Source organism: Mycobacterium sp. NPDC050551 (assembly GCF_040674075.1).
GTDB lineage: Bacteria > Actinomycetota > Actinomycetes > Mycobacteriales > Mycobacteriaceae > Mycobacterium.
Genome location: NZ_JBFARC010000003.1, coordinates 603,632 through 622,673, shown reverse-complemented (window position 1 = coordinate 622,673; position 19,042 = coordinate 603,632). Strand labels below are relative to the sequence as shown.

At 71.3% G+C, this 19,042-nt stretch carries 14 protein-coding genes; 6 read left to right on the top strand and 8 right to left on the bottom strand.

Annotation, left to right across the window (positions count from 1 at the left end; translation table 11 throughout):
* Window positions 1–3: 3 nt before the first annotated feature.
* Entirely contained in the window at window positions 4–783 is a 780-nt protein-coding gene (locus tag AB0K11_RS15375) for an enoyl-CoA hydratase-related protein (protein WP_364977865.1), read from the bottom strand.
* A gap of 101 nt (window positions 784–884) precedes the next feature.
* Between AB0K11_RS15375 and AB0K11_RS15370 the strand changes: the two genes are divergently transcribed.
* Window positions 885–1,511 (top strand): NAD(P)H-dependent oxidoreductase, encoded by a 627-nt coding sequence (locus AB0K11_RS15370; protein ID WP_364977863.1) that lies wholly within the window; start codon window positions 885–887, stop codon window positions 1,509–1,511.
* On the opposite strand, the gene AB0K11_RS15365 is transcribed toward AB0K11_RS15370, so the two are convergent.
* Entirely contained in the window at window positions 1,512–1,865 is a 354-nt protein-coding gene (locus AB0K11_RS15365; protein WP_364977861.1) for a metalloregulator ArsR/SmtB family transcription factor, read from the bottom strand.
* Window positions 1,866–1,937: 72 nt separating this feature from the next.
* On the opposite strand from AB0K11_RS15365, the gene AB0K11_RS15360 reads away from it, so the two are divergent.
* From AB0K11_RS15360 to AB0K11_RS15345, 4 genes are all read left to right on the top strand, one after another.
* The gene (locus AB0K11_RS15360; RefSeq protein WP_364977859.1) at window positions 1,938–3,854 is read left to right on the top strand and encodes a heavy metal translocating P-type ATPase; all 1,917 of its coding nucleotides are present in this window, start codon (window positions 1,938–1,940) and stop codon (window positions 3,852–3,854) included.
* Window positions 3,855–3,976: 122 nt separating this feature from the next.
* Window positions 3,977–6,031: a hypothetical protein gene (locus tag AB0K11_RS15355; protein ID WP_364977857.1), complete on the top strand. Its 2,055-nt coding sequence runs from the start codon at window positions 3,977–3,979 to the stop codon at window positions 6,029–6,031.
* The gene (locus AB0K11_RS15350) at window positions 6,028–8,529 is read left to right on the top strand and encodes a hypothetical protein (RefSeq protein WP_364977855.1); all 2,502 of its coding nucleotides are present in this window, start codon (window positions 6,028–6,030) and stop codon (window positions 8,527–8,529) included. Before AB0K11_RS15355 ends, AB0K11_RS15350 begins: the two co-directional genes overlap by 4 nt.
* Window positions 8,529–9,686 (top strand): hypothetical protein, encoded by a 1,158-nt coding sequence (locus AB0K11_RS15345; RefSeq protein ID WP_364977853.1) that lies wholly within the window; start codon window positions 8,529–8,531, stop codon window positions 9,684–9,686. Before AB0K11_RS15350 ends, AB0K11_RS15345 begins: the two co-directional genes overlap by 1 nt.
* Before the next feature lie 13 nt (window positions 9,687–9,699).
* Here AB0K11_RS15345 and AB0K11_RS15340 read toward each other — a convergent pair whose 3' ends face one another.
* The 6 genes from AB0K11_RS15340 to AB0K11_RS15315 form a co-directional block, all read right to left on the bottom strand.
* Window positions 9,700–10,329 carry a hypothetical protein gene (locus tag AB0K11_RS15340; protein WP_364977851.1) on the bottom strand — a complete coding sequence of 210 codons (630 nt, stop codon included), beginning with the start codon at window positions 10,327–10,329 and terminating at the stop codon, window positions 9,700–9,702.
* 75 nt (window positions 10,330–10,404) lie between these two features.
* Window positions 10,405–10,776, bottom strand: coding sequence for a DUF4189 domain-containing protein (locus AB0K11_RS15335; RefSeq protein ID WP_364977849.1), 372 nt, complete (start codon window positions 10,774–10,776; stop codon window positions 10,405–10,407).
* A 35-nt stretch (window positions 10,777–10,811) separates the two neighbouring features.
* Window positions 10,812–11,528 (bottom strand): LppX_LprAFG lipoprotein, encoded by a 717-nt coding sequence (locus tag AB0K11_RS15330; protein ID WP_364977847.1) that lies wholly within the window; start codon window positions 11,526–11,528, stop codon window positions 10,812–10,814.
* Between the two features lie 133 nt (window positions 11,529–11,661).
* Window positions 11,662–14,904: a sensor domain-containing protein gene (locus tag AB0K11_RS15325; RefSeq protein WP_364978504.1), complete on the bottom strand. Its 3,243-nt coding sequence runs from the start codon at window positions 14,902–14,904 to the stop codon at window positions 11,662–11,664.
* Window positions 14,905–14,999: 95 nt separating this feature from the next.
* Window positions 15,000–16,478 (bottom strand): peptidase, encoded by a 1,479-nt coding sequence (locus tag AB0K11_RS15320; RefSeq protein WP_364977845.1) that lies wholly within the window; start codon window positions 16,476–16,478, stop codon window positions 15,000–15,002.
* Between the two features lies 1 nt (window position 16,479).
* Complete coding sequence (locus AB0K11_RS15315) at window positions 16,480–17,598, bottom strand: FHA domain-containing protein (RefSeq protein WP_364977843.1); 1,119 nt, start codon at window positions 17,596–17,598, stop codon at window positions 16,480–16,482.
* A 387-nt stretch (window positions 17,599–17,985) separates the two neighbouring features.
* Here AB0K11_RS15315 and AB0K11_RS15310 point away from each other — a divergent pair, with 387 nt between their 5' ends.
* Window positions 17,986–19,023, top strand: a complete 1,038-nt coding sequence (locus AB0K11_RS15310) for a sensor domain-containing protein (protein WP_364977841.1) — start codon at window positions 17,986–17,988, stop codon at window positions 19,021–19,023.
* The last annotated feature ends 19 nt before the right edge of the window (window positions 19,024–19,042 follow it).

Below are 19,042 nucleotides of genomic sequence, written 5' to 3'. Positions count from 1 at the left end.
TGGTTACGACCACTTCTGCCTGCGTGCCGCCGCGTCGTCGGTGGCATGGGTGAGCACCTGGTTGCGGTTCTCCAGTTCGAGCGCCGCGTGCAGATCACCGGCATCGGTGTTGACGTGCAGTGCGCGTTTGGTCAGCTGCACGCCCAGCGGGGACAGGCCGGCGACGGCCGCGCCGAGGTCGAGCGCACGGTCGAGCAGTGCGTCGGGTTCGACGAGCTGGCTGACCAGTCCGCGGCGGTCGGCTTCCTCGGCAGTGACGGTGCGGCCGGTCAGCATCCAGTCGGCGGCGACGCTGGTGCCGACGATCCGCGGCAGGTGGTAGCTCATGCCCATCTCGGCGCCGGACAGCCCGAGCAGGATCGCCGCGTTGCCGAATGTCGCTGTGGTGGAACAGATCCGGATATCAGAAGCCAGACACAGCGCCAGGCCCGCGCCGACGCACGGCCCGTTCACCGCGGCGATCACCGGCTGAGGGAGGTCGCGCACGGCGGTCGGCAGCGCCGCCATCGACTCCTGGAACCGCAGCCGGTCGATGGCCGGGGCGTCGGCGGCGACGGTGCCGGGGCCGAAGTCGCGGACGTCGATGCCGGAGCAGAAGCCGCGACCGCTGCCCGTCAGCACGACGGCGTGCACGGTGGTGTCGGCGGCCAGCGCGGCGAGCGTCTGCATCAGTTCGTCGCGCATCTCGCCGTTGACGGCGTTCAGGCGCGCGGGCCGGTTCAGCCGGAGCAACGCGACACCCGGGCGGGGCACGTCGAGGGCGAGCGTTGTGGTGATGAGCACTCCGAGGGAAGACGGATTCGCGGTCAGGGAGAATCGTATTCTCTGCCCGGCGCGGGGTGCAACGGCGGTTACACCGAGGGCGGCCGGGTACGCCGGGAATCATGACCTCATCAGCGAACAAGCCACTGCGTGCCCTCGGTCTGGTCTGCACGCTCAAGTCGAGCCCTGAAGAGTCGAGCAGCTCGGTGATCACCGAGCAGGTGTTCAAGCACCTGCGTGACGGAGGCGCCGAGTGCGAGAGCCTGCGGGTGGTCGACTACGCGGTGGCGCCCGGTACCGAGGCCGATATGGGCGACGGCGACCAGTGGCCGACCATCCTGGAGAAGATCGTCGCCGCCGACATCCTGGTGGTCTCGACGCCCACCTGGGTCGGCCACATGTCCAGCGTCGCCCAGCGGGTGCTCGAGCGGTTGGACGCCGAGCTGTCGGAGACCGACGACGCGGGCCGGCCGCGCCAGGTGGGCAAGGTGGCGCTGGCGACGGTGGTCGGCAACGAGGACGGCGCGCACAAGATCGTCGCCGACCTGTTCCAGGCGCTCAACGACATCGGCTACACGATCCCCGCGCAGGGCTGCACCTACTGGAACGACCAGGCGATGGGCGGCACCGACTACAAGGATCTCGACGAGACGCCGGAGGCCGTGGAGAGCACCACCGCGTCGGCGGCCCGCAACGCCCTGTATCTGGCGAAGATGTTGCGCGACAACCCTTATCCGCCCTACAGCTGATCAGGCGGTGGTGTCGCGCGCGCCGAGCCGGAGGTGCTCGATGTGGTAGACCGCCTCGTCGAGCAGCTGCGCGACGTGGTTGTCGTAGAGCCGGTAGACGATGTTGCGGCCGTTGCGGTCGCCGGCCACCAGCGCCAGTGCCCGCAGCAGCCGCAACTGATGTGACACGGCCGGCTGCTCCATGTCCACGGCCGTGGACAGCTCGGTCACCGTGCAGGGTGACTGGCGCAGCCGGGTGAGGATGCGCAGCCGGTTGGGGGAGGCCAGCGCCTGCAGCGTCTCGGCGATCATGGCGGCCGACGACGCGTCGAGTGCGGCCGGTGGTGTCGACCGGCCCTGCACGCCATGACCCATGCGTTCATTGAAACACGGGTCCACCCGGACAGATGACACATGTAGACCTGTACATGTATACATCTAGGCGTGATGACGACTGCCGAAGCCGCCGCACCCACCCGTCGTGAGACGCCGTCCGGCTGGCGCGCCGCCTGCTGGTCGGTCGCATCGGTGCGATGGGCGACGGTCGCGCTCGGGCTGTTCGGCGCCGGCGCGGTCGCCCAGCTCGCGGGCCTGCCCGACGCGGTGTGGTGGACGCTCTACCTCGCCTGCTACGTCACCGGCGGCTGGGCCCCGGCGCTCGAGGGACTGCAGGCGCTGCGCGAGCGGCGCATCGACGTCGACCTGCTGATGATCGTCGCGGCGATCGGCGCGGCCGCCATCGGCCAGATCTTCGACGGCGCCCTGCTGATCGTCATCTTCGCCACGTCCGGGGCGCTGGAGGACGTCGCGACCGGGCGTACCAGGGACTCGGTGCGCAGCCTGCTGAACCTGGCGCCCGAACGCGCGGTCCGTATCGGCGCCGGCGGCGAGGAGACGACGGTGGCGGCGGCCGACCTCGTCGTCGGTGACGAGGTGATGGTCCGGCCGGGGGAGCGGATCTCGGCCGACGGCACGGTGATCGAGGGCGCGTCCGACGTCGACCAGGCGTCGATCACCGGTGAGCCGATGCCGGTCACCAAGGCGCCGGGCGACGACGTCTACGCGGGCACGCTCAACGGGCCGGGCGCACTGCGGATCTCGGTCAACCGGGAGCCGTCGCAGACCGTGGTGGCCCGCATCGTCGCGATGGTCGCCGAGGCCTCGGCCACCAAGGCGCACACCCAGCTGTTCATCGAGAAGGTGGAACAGCGCTACTCGGTGGCGGTGGTGGTCGCGACCACCGCGTTGTTCGTCGTGCCGCTGCTCGCCGGTGCCGATCTGCAGTCCACCCTGCTGCGCGCGATGACGTTCATGATCGTCGCGTCGCCGTGCGCGATCGTGCTGGCCACCATGCCGCCACTGCTGTCGGCGATCGCCAACGCAGGCAGGCACGGCGTGCTGGTCAAGTCGGCGGTCGCCATGGAACGGCTCGCCGACACCACCGTGGTGGCGTTCGACAAGACCGGGACGCTCACGCACGGCACCCCGGTGCTCACCGAGGTGACGGCGCTGGACGGTGGCGGCGCCGACGACCTGCTGCGCACCGCCGCGGCCGCGGAACAGTACAGCGAGCATCCGATCGGCCGGGCAATCCTCGCCGAGGCCCGTCGCCGCGGTTTCAAGGTGCCCCGGGCGCACGACTTCCTGGCGCTGCCGGGCCGCGGGGTGAGCGCCGAGGTCGACGGCCACCGGGTCGCCGTGCTGGCGGGCGCGGACTTCGGCGGGATCGCGGCCGTGACCGCGCTCGAACAGACCGGCGCGACCGTCGTGGTGCTCACCGTCGACGACCGGGCGGTCGGCGTGCTCGGCCTGACGGACCGCCTGCGCCGGGACGCCGCGCATGCGGTCGCGTCGATCGGCGAGCTGACCGCCGGCGACCCCGTCGTGCTGACCGGTGACCACCGCCTCGCCGCCGTTCACCTCGGCGACGCAGCAGGCATCGCCGATGTCCGCGCCGGGCTGATGCCCGCCGACAAGGTCGAGGCCGTGCGCGCCCTGCAGGCCGACGGCCGACGGGTGCTGCTGGTCGGCGACGGGATCAACGACGCGCCTGCGATGGCCGCCGCGCACACCTCGATCGCCATGGGCCGCAGCGGCGCCGACCTGAGCATCGAGACCGCCGACGCCGTCACCGTCCGCGACGACCTCAGCGCCATTCCCGCCGTCGTCGCGCTGGCCCGGCGGGCCCGGCGGGTGGTGGTGGCGAACCTGGTCATCGCGGCCACGGTCATCGTCGCGCTGGTCACCTGGGACCTCGTCGGCCACCTCCCGCTGCCGCTCGGCGTCGCGGGTCACGAGGGATCGACGATCCTGGTCGCCCTCAACGGGCTGCGGCTGCTGTCGAACCGGGCGTGGGTGAAATAGGCGCAGCTGGGCTGCAGCACACTCGGATACACTGCTGTGATGCAGCCCGGGGGCACTCTGCTCGAGCCACCCGTTGCCCGTACATCCCCCCTCGCTCCGAGCATCGCGCTGGTGTGCCGCCGATGACCGATCCGCACCCCGTCGACGACGATCCGCGGCTGCAGTCGCTGCTCGAATGGCGCCAGCAACTCATCGATTCCGGTGCGGTGTCCGCCCGCAGCTTCAAGGAAGCCCACCTGCGCCTGGTGTTGCGCTCTGGCCGCACGGAGGTCGACCAGGTCCGCGCGATGCTCCCCGGCTCGGCCGCCGAGCACGCCGAGGACATGGCCAGGGTGCTGCGCGAACTCGAGGCCGATCCCGGTAGCACCACCCCGGTGAGCACCGGCAACACCGGCAGGCACCACACCACAGAAGCTGGTACCGGCACCGACACCGGCGGCTTCGCCGCCACCGACCCGGTGCCGTTCGACGAGCCGCCACCCGCCGCCGCCAACTTCGCGCCCTTCGACGGCAGCGCCCCCGGGGGCGAGGTGCACCCGATCGCGCTGTTCCGCCGCCGTGACGTCAGCGGTGGCCGCGGTGCACTCGAACTGCGTTGGCCCGCATACGAAACCACAGCGGCCGCCGTCGTCCTCTACCGCCTGGTGAGCGGCGACGACGGCCCGCCCCACTCACCGGACCGCGCCGAACTGGTGGCCGTCACCGCCGAGCTGTCGGCCACCGACGAACGCACGGCATCCTCGGCGGTGCGCAGCTTCCAGGTGTGGGCCAACGCCGGCGCCACCCACGCTGAGGCGCTGGCCGCCCAGCCGGTGCTGCACGCCTCGGGCATGTTGATCAGCCCGCTGGCCGAATTCGTGGTGCGGGAGGACGCAGGCCGGGTGATCGGGCAGTGGTCGGTGCCCGCCGGTGTGAGCGCGGTCTATCTCTACCGGGTGCCCGCCGAGGACGCCGATCAGGATGGGCCGCAATACCGCATCCTGCCTGACGGCGACAATCTCAACGGCTTCGTCGACACCGGAGTCGACCGCGGCAGGCGCTACCTCTACCGGGCGCGGTGCGCGGCGCCCGTCGAGGGCGTGCTGCGGCTCTCGGAGGCCACCGCATTCGAGGTCGAGGTCTCCGCGGTGCTGCTGCCGGTGACCGACCTGGGCGTCTCGGGCGGCAGCGAAGACGGCACCATGCTCGAGCTGACCTGGACGAATCCGCCTGCGGGCAAGGTGGTGATCTACCGGACCGAGGACGGCCCCAGCGCAGGCGCCGACGCCACTGAACTGCCCAGCGGCGCACTGGAACAGGTCGGGCTGGCCGACGAGATGCGGCTGACGCAGCCGGTGGCCGAGCAGCGCGACGCCGACGGCAATGTGCGGACGACGATGGTCGGCGTCTCCTGGCCGAACGAGTGGAGCCGCGCCTACTTCACCCCCGTGACGCTGATCGGCGACCGGGCCCGACTGGGCGCCACGTTCTCCACAGTGCGCACCGGCCTCATCCGCGACATCGACCTCGCCGAGTACTGCAACAAGCAGGTCCTCACCTTCGACTGGCCCGACGGCGCCGCCGCGGTGGTGGTGTACGTCGCGCCCAAGGGTTACGACGCCCGGGCCGCGATGGCGGGCACCTCGTTCGAGATCACGCTCGAGGAGTACGAGCGGTACGGCGGGATGCAGTTCGCCGGCCAGCTCCCGCTGGGCGGCTGCTCGCTGCACCTGGCCCCGGTGGCGTTCTCCGGCGGCCGTCGCATCATGGGCGCCACCGCGAGCATCGACTACCACGGCCTGCTGCGGCTGCAGTACGGCGTGCGAATCGGCCGCGGCCCCGACGGTCAACCGACCACCGCGACCATCGCGATGCGCTCGGAGTACGACCTGCCCGGCTCGCCGGTCTTCGTGCTGGTCAACAATCCCCAACGGATCCCGCTGTCCATCTACGACGGGCAACCCGTCGACGTCGCGCCGCTCGACGAGCACGGTCAGCTGGCCGCGCAGCCCTCGAAGGAGCTGAGATGGTCACAGCTGAGCACCAGCGGCGGCACCGAACTGTGGGCGGCGAATCTGCGCGGCAGGCAGGGCTGGATCCGGCTGTTCGTCAACACCCCGGCACCGTTGCGGCTGCGGGTGATCGCACTGCTGGATCCGCCGGTCGAGACCCTGCGACTCACCCCGGCGGCCCCGTGACCACACGGTACGGCCAGCTCAGCTACACGTCCTTCGACGCCGCGGGCACCGTCGGCGGCTGGCAGGTCAAACAGACCGCGGGCGCGCTGACCACCGAGGAGATCCAGACCCTCGTCTCGGGTGTGCGCACCGTCTTCAACCCGGTGCGGCCGCTGCCCGCCTATCCGACCACCCAGCAGCTCGCCGAGGGTCCCCGCCGGCTGGCCTTCCGGCGCGTCGGCCGCGACGCCGCCGGCTACTGGCACACCGTGCCCGCCGGTCCCGACAGCACCGGCAGACCCGGCAACGTATTCGCCCACGCGGTGCTCGACCGCACACCCGAGCGGACTCCCCGGCGGCCCATCGAATGGTGGCGCTCGCCGCGGTGGCTCTGCCCGTACGGACCGCCGGCGGTGGCCGGCGCGGCGCTGCCCGACGACGCTCCCGAGCCGGGCGGCGTGGTCACCAGGGAGAGCGTGGTGGCGTTCGCGCTCGACCCGTCGACCTGGCGGCTGGCCACACTGCTCGGCCTGCTCGACGCCGTCGCCGCGGCGCTGGCCGGCGGCAGGCCGGTAGTGCTCGGCGTCGAGTCGACGGAGTCCGCCGCCCAGTGGATCGGGCTGGTCAGCTTCCTGATGTCGGCGGGAACCGCAGGCACACTGAACTTCTCGACGTTCGACCGAGCCGAACAGCTCGGCCTCGCGGTGCAGGGCCGGCAGCACCTGACCGCCGTGCCGCTGGCCGACGTCGACCGGTTGCCCCCCGACGCGCTGGTGATCAGCGAGACCGACACGCTGTGGCTCGGCGAACTGGACGGCCAGCCGCACCGCACCGCGGGCGGACAGACCATCGCCGTGACGGCGTGGTCGGCGATGGCGCAGGTGGTGCTGCTGGACGCCGAGTCGGCACGGCTGGTGCTCGACGAGATCGACCACTTCGCCGCGCAGGCCGGCGACGTCGGACTGCATCCGGCGTGGCCGATGGCGATGGCGGTGGCCAAGTACGACGAGTTCTCCGACGCGGAGGCCGAGGCCCGCGCCGTCATCGCCGCGCACTCGCCGCCCGGCGCGGCCCGCGACCCCGCGGTGGCGAGCACCATCTCCGGGGTCATGCACTGGGTGCTGGGCAACAGCACCCGCGACGCGTGGCAGGCCGTCGAACGCGCATCGGCCGGACCCGCGGGCGAGCTCGCCGATGTCACCTACCTGCGCCGCGCCGTGACGGACGACGCGTGGCTGGCGCAGCCGGGCCCGATTCCGGTGAGCGAGCGCGGTTTTCGCGGGTCGCCGGTGCCGGGGGAGCTCGACACCGCGATCGGACCCGCCGTGGCGTCGGCCCGCGCCGCGGGACCGCACCGGGTGCTGCGGCTGGCCGACCTGCTGATCCGGTCCGGGGTCGACGACACCCGGGTGCGGACCGCCGTCGACGCCGACGTGGTGCCGCGGCTGCGGGACGCGCAGCAGGGTCCGTCGCTGGTGGGCGGACTCGACGGACAGGTCGGCGCCCCGACCAGACTCGCGCTCGCCGCGGCGCTGCTGGCCGACGCCGACTGCACCGACGGTGCGGTGCCGTTGCCCGACGACGTGCTGGACTGGCTGGCCGACGGGGTCACCGCACCTTCGGCCGAGGAGCTCACCCAGGTGCGACCCCACGACGAGACCTGGACCAGGGCCGCGGTCCGCGGCACTTATGCACTACGGCACGGCGCCAGCGACACCGCCGACCGCACTGCGGCGCTGTGGTGGCTACGGTCATGCGGCTCAACCAGATTCGACCAGATGGCCGCCGAGACCGGGTGGCCGCCCGGCGACCTGCTCGCCGCGGCGGGAGACGCGGTGCCGGGCGCGGCCGCCATCCGCACGCTGATGGGCGCGGCCGACTCACCGGAACTGGCGCGGCTCGCGAGCGTGGTGCTCGCCGCCAACGACGACCACGTCGCGGTCGCCTGCGCCGGCGCCAGACTCATCGAGCCCCAGGTCTGGGTGCAGCAGGGCTACGCGACGACCCATCAGGCGGCCTACACACCGCTGTGGGACATCGCGGCGGAGTCGGTGGGCCCCGAGGGCATCCACCCCGACTGCGCCCAGCGGCTGGTGACGTTCGCACTCATCGCCGCGGCGTCCGGACAGCCGTATCCCTCGGCGTGCGTCGCGCTGGCGGGTGATCCCGCGGTGGCGGGCACGGCGTTCACCCACGCCACGGCGCTGCTGGACGCGCGCCTGCTCAACCCGGCCGTGGTGCTGGCCGTCGCGGCCCTGCGCTGGAACCCCGACGAGGAGATCGCCCCCACCGGCGACCCGCTCGTGGACATGTCCTGGCAGCTCGCCAACCGGGTGCTGATGACGAGGGCGGGCGCCGACGGCGTCGACGCCGGATCGGTGGCGATGGCGATGGCGCAGTTGTCCGGTGACAGGTCCGACGGCGCACTGCGGCGCGCCCGCAAAGTCGCCGGGCGACTGCTCGCGCGTGGCGCCGAGGCGCAGTCGTCGCCGGCCATCCGGACACGGTGGGGCCGCTGATGTCCAAGTGCCCCCGCTGTTTCAGCGCGCTCAGTCCGGCGGAACACCTGTGGACGCTGTCCCCGCAGGCCGGCGGAACCCGTTACCGCGACGAGGTCGCCACCGCGTACCTCGGCGCCCCCGCCGAGTGCGGTCCGCTGTACACGTGGGCGCGGCCGGTCGGTTACGACGGCCCGCCGCCGCCGATCGAGGAGGCCAGCAGGGCACTGCAGGGGCAGGCGATAGAGATCTGCCCGGTCTGCCACTTCACGCTGCCCGACGGCTGGCGCAACGGGCACGCGATCTGCATCGCGATGGCGGGCGCCCGCGCCACCGGGAAGAGCCTCTACATCGCGGTGCTGGTCAAGCAGCTCGAGTTGTTGTGCGAGCGGCTCGGGGTGTCGATGGAACCGGTCACCCGCGCCACCGCCGCGGCGTACTCGCTGAACTACGAGACACCGCTGTACGTCCAGCGCGGCCTCGTGCCGCCGACGCCGACCGTGGACACCCAGGCGTCACATCAACGGGAGCCGTTGATGTTCAGCATCGGCGTGTGGCACGGTGTTCGGCGATTCCTGGTGTTGCGCGACGTCGCGGGCGAGGACATGGAATCCGGCGACCTGCATGCGCCGCCGTTCCGGTTCTTCGCCAATGCCGACGCGGTGTTCTTCATGTTCGACCCGTTGCGGGTCAAGGCCATTCGCGACCAGCTGCAGGACCTGCTGCCGGTGCAGATGTTCAGCGGCGGCGATCCGCGCGGCGTGCTCTACAACATGCTGCAGGCCGTCGGGTCGTCGCAGCCCAAGCTGGCGGTGATCCTGTCGAAGTTCGACGCGCTGCGGGTGCTGCGCGACGTCGAGGGCTCCGAGTGGAACCTGATCATGTCGAACGCCGGTGCGGCGTACCTGCGTGACACCTCCGACGGCCAGTACTACGACGAGACGGACGGCCAACTGCTGCATCAGGAGGTGCGCAGCCTGCTGACCCGGCTGCACGGCGGCGGCATGGTGGCCGCGGTGGAGAACCCGTCGAACGGAATGATGTTGGCGCACCGGTACTTCGTGGTGTCGGCGCTCGGCCAGCCGCCGAGCGGCAACCGGCTGCACTCCCGCGGCATCGCGCCGTTCCGCTGCGCGGACCCGATCCGATGGGTGACGTCGAGCTTCGGCGTGCTGTGATCCCGGGGCCGGGCTAGCGGGTGCCTGCCGGCGGCCGGAGGCTCGGCCCGTACATCCTGCGCCGCATGACGATCGCGACGGCGAGGACCGCGAGTGTGGGCACCGCGAAGGCGAAGCCGATGACGAGCAGAGGCCCGACTGACGGGGCCTCACCCACGTAGAGCCTGTCCGACGAGACTCCGCTGCACGTCACGGTGAGCGAGCCTCCGCCGCCGGGAAGCGTCGCCACGGCGCGATAGCCGCGGCCCCGTCCGCCGCCGACGGTATTCGGCCATCCGCTGAAGTGCGGCAGCGTGATCCGCTGGCCGCCGGTACGCACGGCTGTGCAACGGACGCCGTCCGGTTTCTGGCCACGGACGAAGACGGCTTCGGTGTCTGCGGTGATGTCGATCCGGCCGCCGTTGGCGAACGAGCGCGGCGCCGTGTTGTTCGCCATGAAGAACGCCAGGGCACCGGCGATCGACAGCGCGACCACGGCGGCCAGCAGCCCGAAGAGCAGCGTCCGCGGACGCGCCGGCGGCGGCGCACCGTGACCCGGCGGAAAGGGCGGATGGCCGTAACCCGGTGGCGCCGGCGGATAGCCGTGGCCCGGCTGCTGCGGATACAGCGGGGGCCGGTACGGCGGACGGTTTCCGTGGTACACGTGATCCCTTCGGAGTCGGAGCAACCGGCCCGCCGCTGCGCGGTGCGCGGATCAGCGGGCCGGTCGGCCGTCGCGTCAGCTGCCCTTGTTGCAGGCCCAGGCGTCGATGTAGCCCGGGCCGCTGCTGGAGCGCAGGCTGGCCAGCGCCTTGCGCTGCGCGGCGGCCAGCGTCGGGCCGGACCCGCCGTAGGCCTGTGTCGAATTGCGCGCCACCGCACCGCAACCGGTGAAGCTGGTCAGGGTGTCGCAGTCGGTGTAGCCGCAGACCAGTTCGGCCAGCGTCTCGGCTTCACTGCGGCTCGAGTAGTTGTACGCGGTGCCCGAGGCCCCGTTGCCGGAGTAGGCGATCGCGCCGTAGTACAGCGCGGCGTTGGCCGGCGCCGAGGTGACGGTGCTGAACGAGGCCGCAGCCACGGCGGCGACGAGCAGGGTCGTGGTCTTCTTCATGGTCTGGTGTTCCTTTCCGAGAATGGTTGCGGCCGCTAGACGGCGGGCTTGGTGGCGGTGACCTGCTTGCCGAACTCCGAGAACGTCATCGTGAGCTTGGCGTCGTCGGTCGGCGCGATCTGCGCGCGGACCACGTAGTGCGGGTCCCCGTCGGCGATCCACACGGTGATCGGCAGCGTCTTCTCCTTCTCCGGTGCGCGGCGCAGCCCGACCAGTGCGGAGACGTCGTTGGTGGACACGGTGCCGCTGACCTTCGTGGTCTTCGTGCCGTCGATGTCCTCGCTACCGTCGGACTTCGGGTCCTTGATCTTGGTCAGTGCGTTGGCGAGGCCGTTGTTGGCGTCCAGCAGCACCGAGATGTTGTAGATCGAGTTGCCGTCGCCGTAATCGACGAACGTGCCGGGCTCGGCGATGTCGGAGTAGAGGTGACCGTCGACATAGATGATCTTCGCGGTGCCGGGGGCGTCGCCCATGTCGAGGGTGACGGTGCCGGTCCCCACCGGTGCAGGCTTGTTGGAGATGTCGGCCTCCAGCGTGGTCACCTTGACGTTGGGCACCTGTCCCTCGGCGGTGAGCACGACGTGCGCGCCGGTCAGACCGCGCATCGCCTCGGCGGACTGCTGCAGCAGGGCGGCGGCGTCCTGGCCGCTCCCGCCGTCACCGCTGCCGGAATCGGAGCCGGACTGGCAACCCGCGAGCGCGAGGATCGCAGCGATCGCCGCGGCGATCACGATGGCGAACCTGAATTTCATGGAACTTCTCCTTCTGGTCTCCGCACCCGGGGTGCGGTGGTCGATCGGTTGTCCTGCGGTATGCGGCCCACGGATCTCTGGGCAGCGCCTGGTCGGCGTGGTCAGCCCTCCTTCCGGGACTCGGATGAGCCGGTCATGAGATCTTGTCGGCGATCTGGGCGGCGATGTCGCCGGCCTGCTGGTCCACGTCCGGACCGCACGCCCGGACGTCGATCACCACGTTCGAATCGGTGAGCAGCGCACGCTGGCAACGGTTTCCGTCCTCAGTGAGACTGACCGTGAGCCGGCCGTCATCGCTGTTCGACGGGCCGACGATGAACTGCCGGACGGCGGCTGGCGGGGTGCCGACGCCGACCGTGGTGTCGGTGCAGGCCTGCCAGGCGTTGATCTGCTCGTCCTGGTAGATCGCCGCCGCGTCCGCGTCGGGGTAGCTCGACACGTACTGGTCGACGGCGACGCGGGGCTCGCCCGGGTCGGTGAGACGCCGGCCGGCGACACCGGTGAACCCGGATGTGGCGTAGCTGGCGGTGTTCCCGGCGTCGGCGGCGCCGGCGCATTCGGGCGGCGTCACCGTGGCGGTGCCGAACTGGGAGAGCGGTTGGGCGGTGGCGCCGGCCAACGCCGCCATCACCGAGCCGACGGCGTCCGGGTCGAGGAGCAGACCCTGCAGTTGCGCCGGAGCGATGGCCTCCTGGGTGGGTGCGGGGCCCTGCTCGGGAATGTCGGGGGCTGCCTGGGGATCTCGGGTGCCGCCGCCGCGGGTCACCACCGACAGCGCCGCGACCAGCGCGGCGGCGGCCAGCAGCGCGAAGACCGCGACCAGCCAGCCGGGCACGCCCTTGCGGGAGTCGGTATCCGCCGCGGACGCGCCGAGACTCGGCAGCCGCAGCCGCCAGCGCACCGCGAGGGTGAATGCGATCCCCAGCAAGATCAGCATTCCGATGTCGAACAGCCACCACGTCGGCTCGTGGCGCCACAGCGGGTCGTCGACGGTGACCAGCGGGGCGATCTTCAGCAGGTCCACCGTCGCCGCCGAGGCGGCGAATCCCCAGCGGGCGGGCAGAAACCACGACACCTGGTCGAGGCCGACCCGCGCGGTCACCGGTATCAGCCCGCCGGAGAAGACGATGGACAGCATGATCGCGGCGACGAGCATCGGCAGGATCTGCTCGCTGGACTTGGCGATCGACGACAGCAACAATCCCAGCAGCGCCGAGACGATGGCCGTGATCGCCAGCGCGACATACAGTTCCGCGGTGGCATCGCCCAGCGCCAGCGCGCCCTGGGTGGGTCCGCCCTTGCCCGCGACCACGATGGCGGTCAGGATCGCGACCTGCGCGGCCGCCGCGATGCTGTAGACGACGACCTTGGCCACCAGGTAGGCCCCGGCGGACAGCCCGACGGCCTGTTCGCGGCGGAAGATGGGGCGCTCACCGACGAGGTCGCGCAGTGTCAGTGCGGTTCCCATGAACACCGCCGAGATGTTCAGCAGGATCAGCACCTGCGTCGGCTCGTTGGGCGACGAGCCGCGCGGGTCCGCCTCGCCGAGCCCGACGTCGCCGGGCACCACCAGCGACAGCGCCCCGAGGATGAACGGCAGCACCGCCAGGAAGAGGAAGTAGCCGCGGTCGGCGACCAGCAGCCGGCCCTGCCTGCGCAGGACCGTCAGCATCTGTTTGACCGAGCTGGTCCGCGCCGGTTGCCCCAGTGGCCCGGCGGCCGGGGAGGGCTTCGGCGGTTTCGCCGCGGACGGGTTGCGGCCGAGGTAGGCCTGGTGGGCGGCATCGGGATTGGTCGACACCCAGGCGAAGATGTCGGCCCAGTCGTTGGTGCCCATGGCGGCGGCGATCTGCGCCGGCGGGCCCGCGAACGCGGTCTTGCCGCCGGGTGCCAGCAGCAGCACCTGGTCGCACATGCTCAGGTAGGTCAGTGAGTGGGTGACGACGACCACGACGCGGCCGGCGTCGGCCAGCCGGCGCAGCATCGACATCACCTGGCGGTCGAGCGCCGGGTCGAGCCCGGAGGTCGGCTCGTCGAGGATGAGCAGCGACGGGCCGGTGAGGAGTTCCATCGCGACGGAGACGCGTTTGCGCTGCCCGCCGGACAGCTTGTCGACCCGCTTGTCGGCGTGTTCGGTGAGTTCGAGTTCGGCGAGCACGCGCGCGACGACGGCCTTGCGGTCGGCGCTGCTGGTGTCCGGCGGAAGACGCAGTTGCGCAGCGTAGTTGAGCGCTTTGGTGACGGTGAGCTGGCGGTGCACCACGTCGTCCTGAGGCACCATCCCGATCCGGGACCGCAGCGAGGCGTACTCGGCCTGCACGTTGTGTCCGTCGAAGGACACCACACCCGTGGTGGGCTGGGTGGCGCCGCCGAGCAGCTTGATCAGGGTCGACTTCCCCGCGCCGGAGGGTCCGATGACCGCGGTCAGGGTGCCGGGCCCGGCAGTGAAGCTGACGTTGGACAACAGCGACTTGTCGTCGTCGACCACCAGGCCCAGCTGGTAGGCCTGCAGACCGCCGGCCTGCGGGGTGGCCGCCTTAGGCGTCAGCGTCGTGCCGGTGAAGGTGAGGTCGGTGTTGCCGATCGCGACGGTGTCGCCGGGTCGCAAGACGATGCTGGTGACGCGTTCGCCGTTGACGAAAGTGCCGTTGCTGGACCGGTTGTCGCGCAGTTCCATGCCGCTGGGCACGGCGACGAGGTAGGCGTGCACGCGGGAAGCGAGGGCGTCGTCGACCACGATCGTGTTGCTCGCCGACCGGCCGACGGACAGGGCGCCCGCCGGTGCGGGGGTGGCCGTCGGCCGCACCACACGTTTGACCGCACCGGTCACCTTGCCGAGAAGATCCTCGTCCGGTGCGGGTTGCGGCACCACGGGCGGCGCAGACCTCGGGCCGGTCACCGGCGCTGCGCCGCGGTGCGGCGGAGGCGGCGGAGGTGTGGCGGGCCGCGGCGGGCCGGGTTGCGGCGTCTGCCGCGGTACGGGACGTGGCTGGGGCGGCGGCCGGTGTGCGGGTGGTGCGGGGATGGCACCGGTCGACGGCCGCGACGGCGGCGGGTTCGACGGCCAGGGGCCCGGCGCGACGGGACTGCTGATCACGTTGAGCTGCTGGCTGCCGGTGCGGAAGGTCAGCCGGGGGCCGTCGGGGGCGCCGAGCGTCACGTCGACGTCGTCGTCGATGAACACCCTCGCTTGGCGTGCGCCGCCGCTGTAGATGCCGTTGCGGCTCTTGTTGTCGACGGCCACCCACTGCTGACCGTCGTGGCGCAGCACCGCGTGCACCCGTGAGATCGCCTGCCGCTCGGGCACGTCGACACGGATGTCGCACTGGTCACCGCGGCCGACGGTGACCTCGCGACCGGCCGGGAACGTGTACATCGCCGATCCCAGCCACACCGTCAGCGGTGGAGCTGCCAAGGCTCTGTCGGTCACGCGTACCTCCGGAGATCGGGCGTCACTGGCGGCGTCATCGGTTACTCGTCCGCGAACTGGTCGAAGCAGCGGTCGGCGTTCGTCTGCAGGCCGGCGCGGTAGGCCAGGATGCGGGTGAAGCCGGCGGGCACCGCGTAGCCGTTGACGTCGCTGGCGCCGATGCCGTTGGTGAGCAGTCCCGACACGCTTTCGTCGACGTCGCCCGCGGTCAGCTGGAAGTTGCCACCGGACGGCAGCGTGATCGGCTCGACCAGCTCGCGGTCGGCGGCGCCGGTGAGGCATGCGGTGCGCATCGCTGCGGTCGCGGTGTCGAGGGCCAGGCCGCGTTGATGCTGCAGGGCCACCATGTAGCGCGACGTCACGGCCGACAGTGCGGTGTTGTCGCCCTGCAGCAGCACGCCGTCGTCGTCCTCGTTGGCGGCCTTGCCCATCTCTTCGAGCATCGGCAGGTCTGCGGTGATGGTGTTGGTCCCCGGGCAGTACGTCACCGGTGCGGCGGCCTTGGCGTCGGGGCACACGGCCGAGGTGTCGAACGACAGGGCCGGCTGCTGCTCGGGCTTGTAGACGACATTGAGGACTTCCACCAGGGAGGAGATGGACTCCTGGCCGATGGGCAGCTGACCGCTGTCCACCGAACCGGTCTCCTCGTCGGCCTGCAGCACCATCGGGATGTCGCCGCGGCGCTGGTAGATCTCGTCCAGATCGATGGCGGCGCAGGCGGAGACGCCGGAGACGAAGCCGATCTGCGCGGCGGTGACCCGATCCAGGGCGGTGCCGTGACCCTCCTCGATCATCTCGGCGTCGGCGGGGGTGAGCACGGGGTCCCGGCTGGCGATGACGGCGGCGAGGATCTTGTTCAGGCCGTCGCCGGTGCTCAGGGTGAACCGCGGGGATTCCTCCTCGGCGACCCACCGCATGTAGGCCCCGGCGAAGCAGTCGGCCTGCTGCTCGAAGACGATGGTCGGGGTGCGCGGGTTGACCAGCCCGGCCATCCGCTGGACGGCGTGCCCGTACTCGTGGGCCATCAGCCCGGCCGCGGACGTCTTGCCGAAGTACTCGACCCCGAGAGGGACGAGAAGGCCGCGGTCCCAGGCGATCAGGCGCTCGCGGTGACAGTAGAACGCGTTGGGACGCTTGTACGTGCGGGCCCCGCATACCTCCGGCGACTGCGGGTCCTGGGAGTCGTAGGACAGGAAGTTCTGGACAGGGCGGAAGGCGCCCGGCAGTGTCCCGTAGTTCTGCTGCCAGAAGTTCGCGACGTCGTTGGTGGTCAGCAACATCAACTGGTCGATCTGGCCGCCGTCGGTGTTGCGCACCTCGCCGACCGGCGGCGGGGCGTCGTCGCGGACGTCGCTGGGGCCGTCGGTCACCGGCAGGCCGCCGACGGAAAAGGGGTCGAAGAGACCCGACACCGGCGTGCCCTTGACGGTGGTGTCGTTGCCGCAGCCGGTGAGCAGCGCCGCGGTGCAGAGAGCGAGGACGCCCAGGGCGGCGGCGGACCTCTTGCGGTGAGAAGTCATGTCAGGCGCTCCAGTGCCGGGTGAGGGTGGCGATCACCGATTCCAGTGCCTCAGCGGACGCGGCGTCGACGGCCTGATCGGCTTCGGCGGCGGTGACGACGCGCGCGTCGACGCCTGCGGCAGAGGCTATTTCGTCGACGCGCAATTCGCTGCGGTGGCGCGCGGTGTAGAGGCGCGGCCCGAGCGCCGCGCCGGGCGCCTTGGCGGCGCGGCCCATCAGATCGCTGTAGGCGCGCCGGACTTCGCTCAGCAGCACCGCCAGGTCGGCGCCCGCGTTGGCCGCCAGGGTGGCCCGGCTGATCATCGACTCCAGCCTGCGCAGTTCCTTCAGCAGATCGCCCACCTGATCGACATACCCGGGGTCGTCGAGGCCGGGAAGAGTGAGGATGCGCGCGTTGATCCCGTGCAGCCCGATCTCCGCGGCGTCGACCACCAGCTGCATCTCGACGGTGTTCGACAGCACCTCGGTGTTGTCGTCGGCGGGTTCAGTGCCGGGCGCCGGGGGCCCGGACTCGCCCGCCACGATCGCGGCGATGGTGCCGGGCGGCCACTTCAGCACCTCTTCGAGGCGGGCGCGGCTGCTCCTGCGCGGCCACGTGCGGCCGTTCTCGAAGTTGACCAGCGTCCCCTGGCTCTTCGCCACCCCGAGGGCGAGCAGGTCCCGTTGGGACAGCCCGAGTTCGCGGCGCCGCTCGGCGACGGCCTGACCGGCACGCAGGAGACGCTCGTCGACCGCGTCCACCGGGTCGTCCTCCGAATCGTCGCCTGGATCGGCGTCGTCGGCCTCCGGCTCGGCGATCGAGGTGAAGGACACCGGGATGCCGTCGGCGTTGCCCAGGTGCACGGTCATGCCGTCGGTGATGGCGGTGATGCCGATGCGGTGCCCGTCGACATACGTGCCGTTGGTGCTGCCGAGGTCGGTCAGCACCCAGTGGCCTGAGAGGGCGTCGATGCGGGCGTGCCTGCTGGAGATGCGCGGGTCGTTGACCAGGATGCGGGCCGGCGGGATCCGGCCGATGGTCACGGGGCCGTCATCGGGGCGCACCGTGCAGGTGCCTGCGTCGAGGCCGCAGTGGATCCGCAGGGCGGGAACGCCGGGTGCACCAGGACCGTCGGTCATCGCTCTGCCACCCCCTTCGTCAGCGTGTTCCGCAATCTTCTCGGCGCCTCGTCCGGCGCCGTCGTAACTGTAGCACCGGTATCGCGAATATGAAGCACCTGCTCCGGTTTCGGCCTACGGCGGTGCAAATCCGTCCGCGCGGAGAGTCGCTGACAATGAGCCCTTCAGGACGGATAGCAGCAGTTCAAGCCGGTTTCCTGGAATGGCTGAGCGAGGCCCGCTCCGTTTGCGGAGCGGCGCGGTGATCCGCGGATGCTACAGTTCCGTCAATAATCCGATCGAGAAACCGAAGCGCTAACCGATGCGGTCTGGCATACTCGGGGCCACGTTCACGGGCAGCAGCAAAGAGATGGGCGGCTGGTCCGAAACCACCGGAAGGGTGAGCTGATGAACACGCACGATCCGCGCCGAGCGGGCGGCCACGAGGGTGAGGACTACACCGCCGACTGGCCCGCCCGTCAGCGGCCTCCCGGCACGCCGCCGCCGGCGCCGTACGGCGCCGCCCAGGGTCACCAGCCGTTTCCGCCCGCGCCGCAGCCACAGTTCCAGCAGCCGCCCGGGTGGTACCCGCCGGGGTCGTCGCCGCAGTCCATCACCGTCGCGCCGAAGCCCGAGAAGAAGGGCCGGCGGCGCGGACTGGCGATCGGCGCGGCATTCCTGGCAGGCATCCTCGTCGCGGGCGGTGCGTTCGCGGCGTACGAGTTCACCGTCGGGCGGGGTGACGACACCGCGTCGGGTCCGCCCCGCACCAACACCTGGCCGCCACCGCCGAAATCGAGCACCCCGCCGAGTGGCACGCCGAAACCCTCGTCGACGAGTCCGGCGCCCGCGGGCAACGTCGACCCGGCGGCGCTTCGCACGTACCTGATGTCGGCGGCCGACCTCGACACCCTCCTGCAGACGTCCGGGCTGGTGCCCACCGGGGTGACAGCGGTGCTGGCGTCCGGCGGCACGGTGGATCCGCCGACGCCACCGAACTGCCTCAGCGCCTGGGCCACCCTGAACAAGGCGACGTACATCGCGTTCCCGACCACCGGTGTGGCGGGCCAGGTGGTCAGCGAGGAACCCAAGGCCTTCCACCAGGTGATCCAGGGGCTGGCGGCATTCCCCGACGAGGGGAGCGCCAAGGCCTTCTTCAAGCGACAGGCCGACCAGTGGGCCGAATGCCAGTCGAAGCCGATGACCGTGAACTGGGGTGGCGGCGCGGACGACATCGAACCCGTCGTCCTCGGTCCCTCCGCCGTCACCGGCGAGATGCTGACGATCTCCGTTGAGCGTCAACGTGAAAGCGGCCCGCCGCTGAAGTGCGAACGGGCGCTGACCGTCCGGCGCAACGTCGCCGTCGACGTGCGTGCCTGCAAACCGGAAGATCCCCTGGCCGGTGCCGCGGTGGCGCAGGCGATCGCGGACAAGATCACGGCGTGACCGAGCGGTGCCGCACGCC

What these genes read in the sequence shown, in the direction of transcription:
- AB0K11_RS15310 (WP_364977841.1), top strand. Translation starts at nt 17,986, where the DNA reads ATGAACACGCACGATCCGCGCCGAGCGGGCGGCCACGAGGGTGAGGAC.
- AB0K11_RS15315 (WP_364977843.1), bottom strand. Translation starts at nt 17,598, where the DNA reads ATGACCGACGGTCCTGGTGCACCCGGCGTTCCCGCCCTGCGGATCCAC.
- AB0K11_RS15360 (WP_364977859.1), top strand. Translation starts at nt 1,938, where the DNA reads ATGACGACTGCCGAAGCCGCCGCACCCACCCGTCGTGAGACGCCGTCC.
- AB0K11_RS15335 (WP_364977849.1), bottom strand. Translation starts at nt 10,776, where the DNA reads ATGAAGAAGACCACGACCCTGCTCGTCGCCGCCGTGGCTGCGGCCTCG.
- AB0K11_RS15330 (WP_364977847.1), bottom strand. Translation starts at nt 11,528, where the DNA reads ATGAAATTCAGGTTCGCCATCGTGATCGCCGCGGCGATCGCTGCGATC.
- AB0K11_RS15325 (WP_364978504.1), bottom strand. Translation starts at nt 14,904, where the DNA reads ATGTACACGTTCCCGGCCGGTCGCGAGGTCACCGTCGGCCGCGGTGAC.
- AB0K11_RS15320 (WP_364977845.1), bottom strand. Translation starts at nt 16,478, where the DNA reads ATGACTTCTCACCGCAAGAGGTCCGCCGCCGCCCTGGGCGTCCTCGCT.
- AB0K11_RS15345 (WP_364977853.1), top strand. Translation starts at nt 8,529, where the DNA reads ATGTCCAAGTGCCCCCGCTGTTTCAGCGCGCTCAGTCCGGCGGAACAC.
- AB0K11_RS15365 (WP_364977861.1), bottom strand. Translation starts at nt 1,865, where the DNA reads ATGGGTCATGGCGTGCAGGGCCGGTCGACACCACCGGCCGCACTCGAC.
- AB0K11_RS15370 (WP_364977863.1), top strand. Translation starts at nt 885, where the DNA reads ATGACCTCATCAGCGAACAAGCCACTGCGTGCCCTCGGTCTGGTCTGC.
- AB0K11_RS15355 (WP_364977857.1), top strand. Translation starts at nt 3,977, where the DNA reads ATGACCGATCCGCACCCCGTCGACGACGATCCGCGGCTGCAGTCGCTG.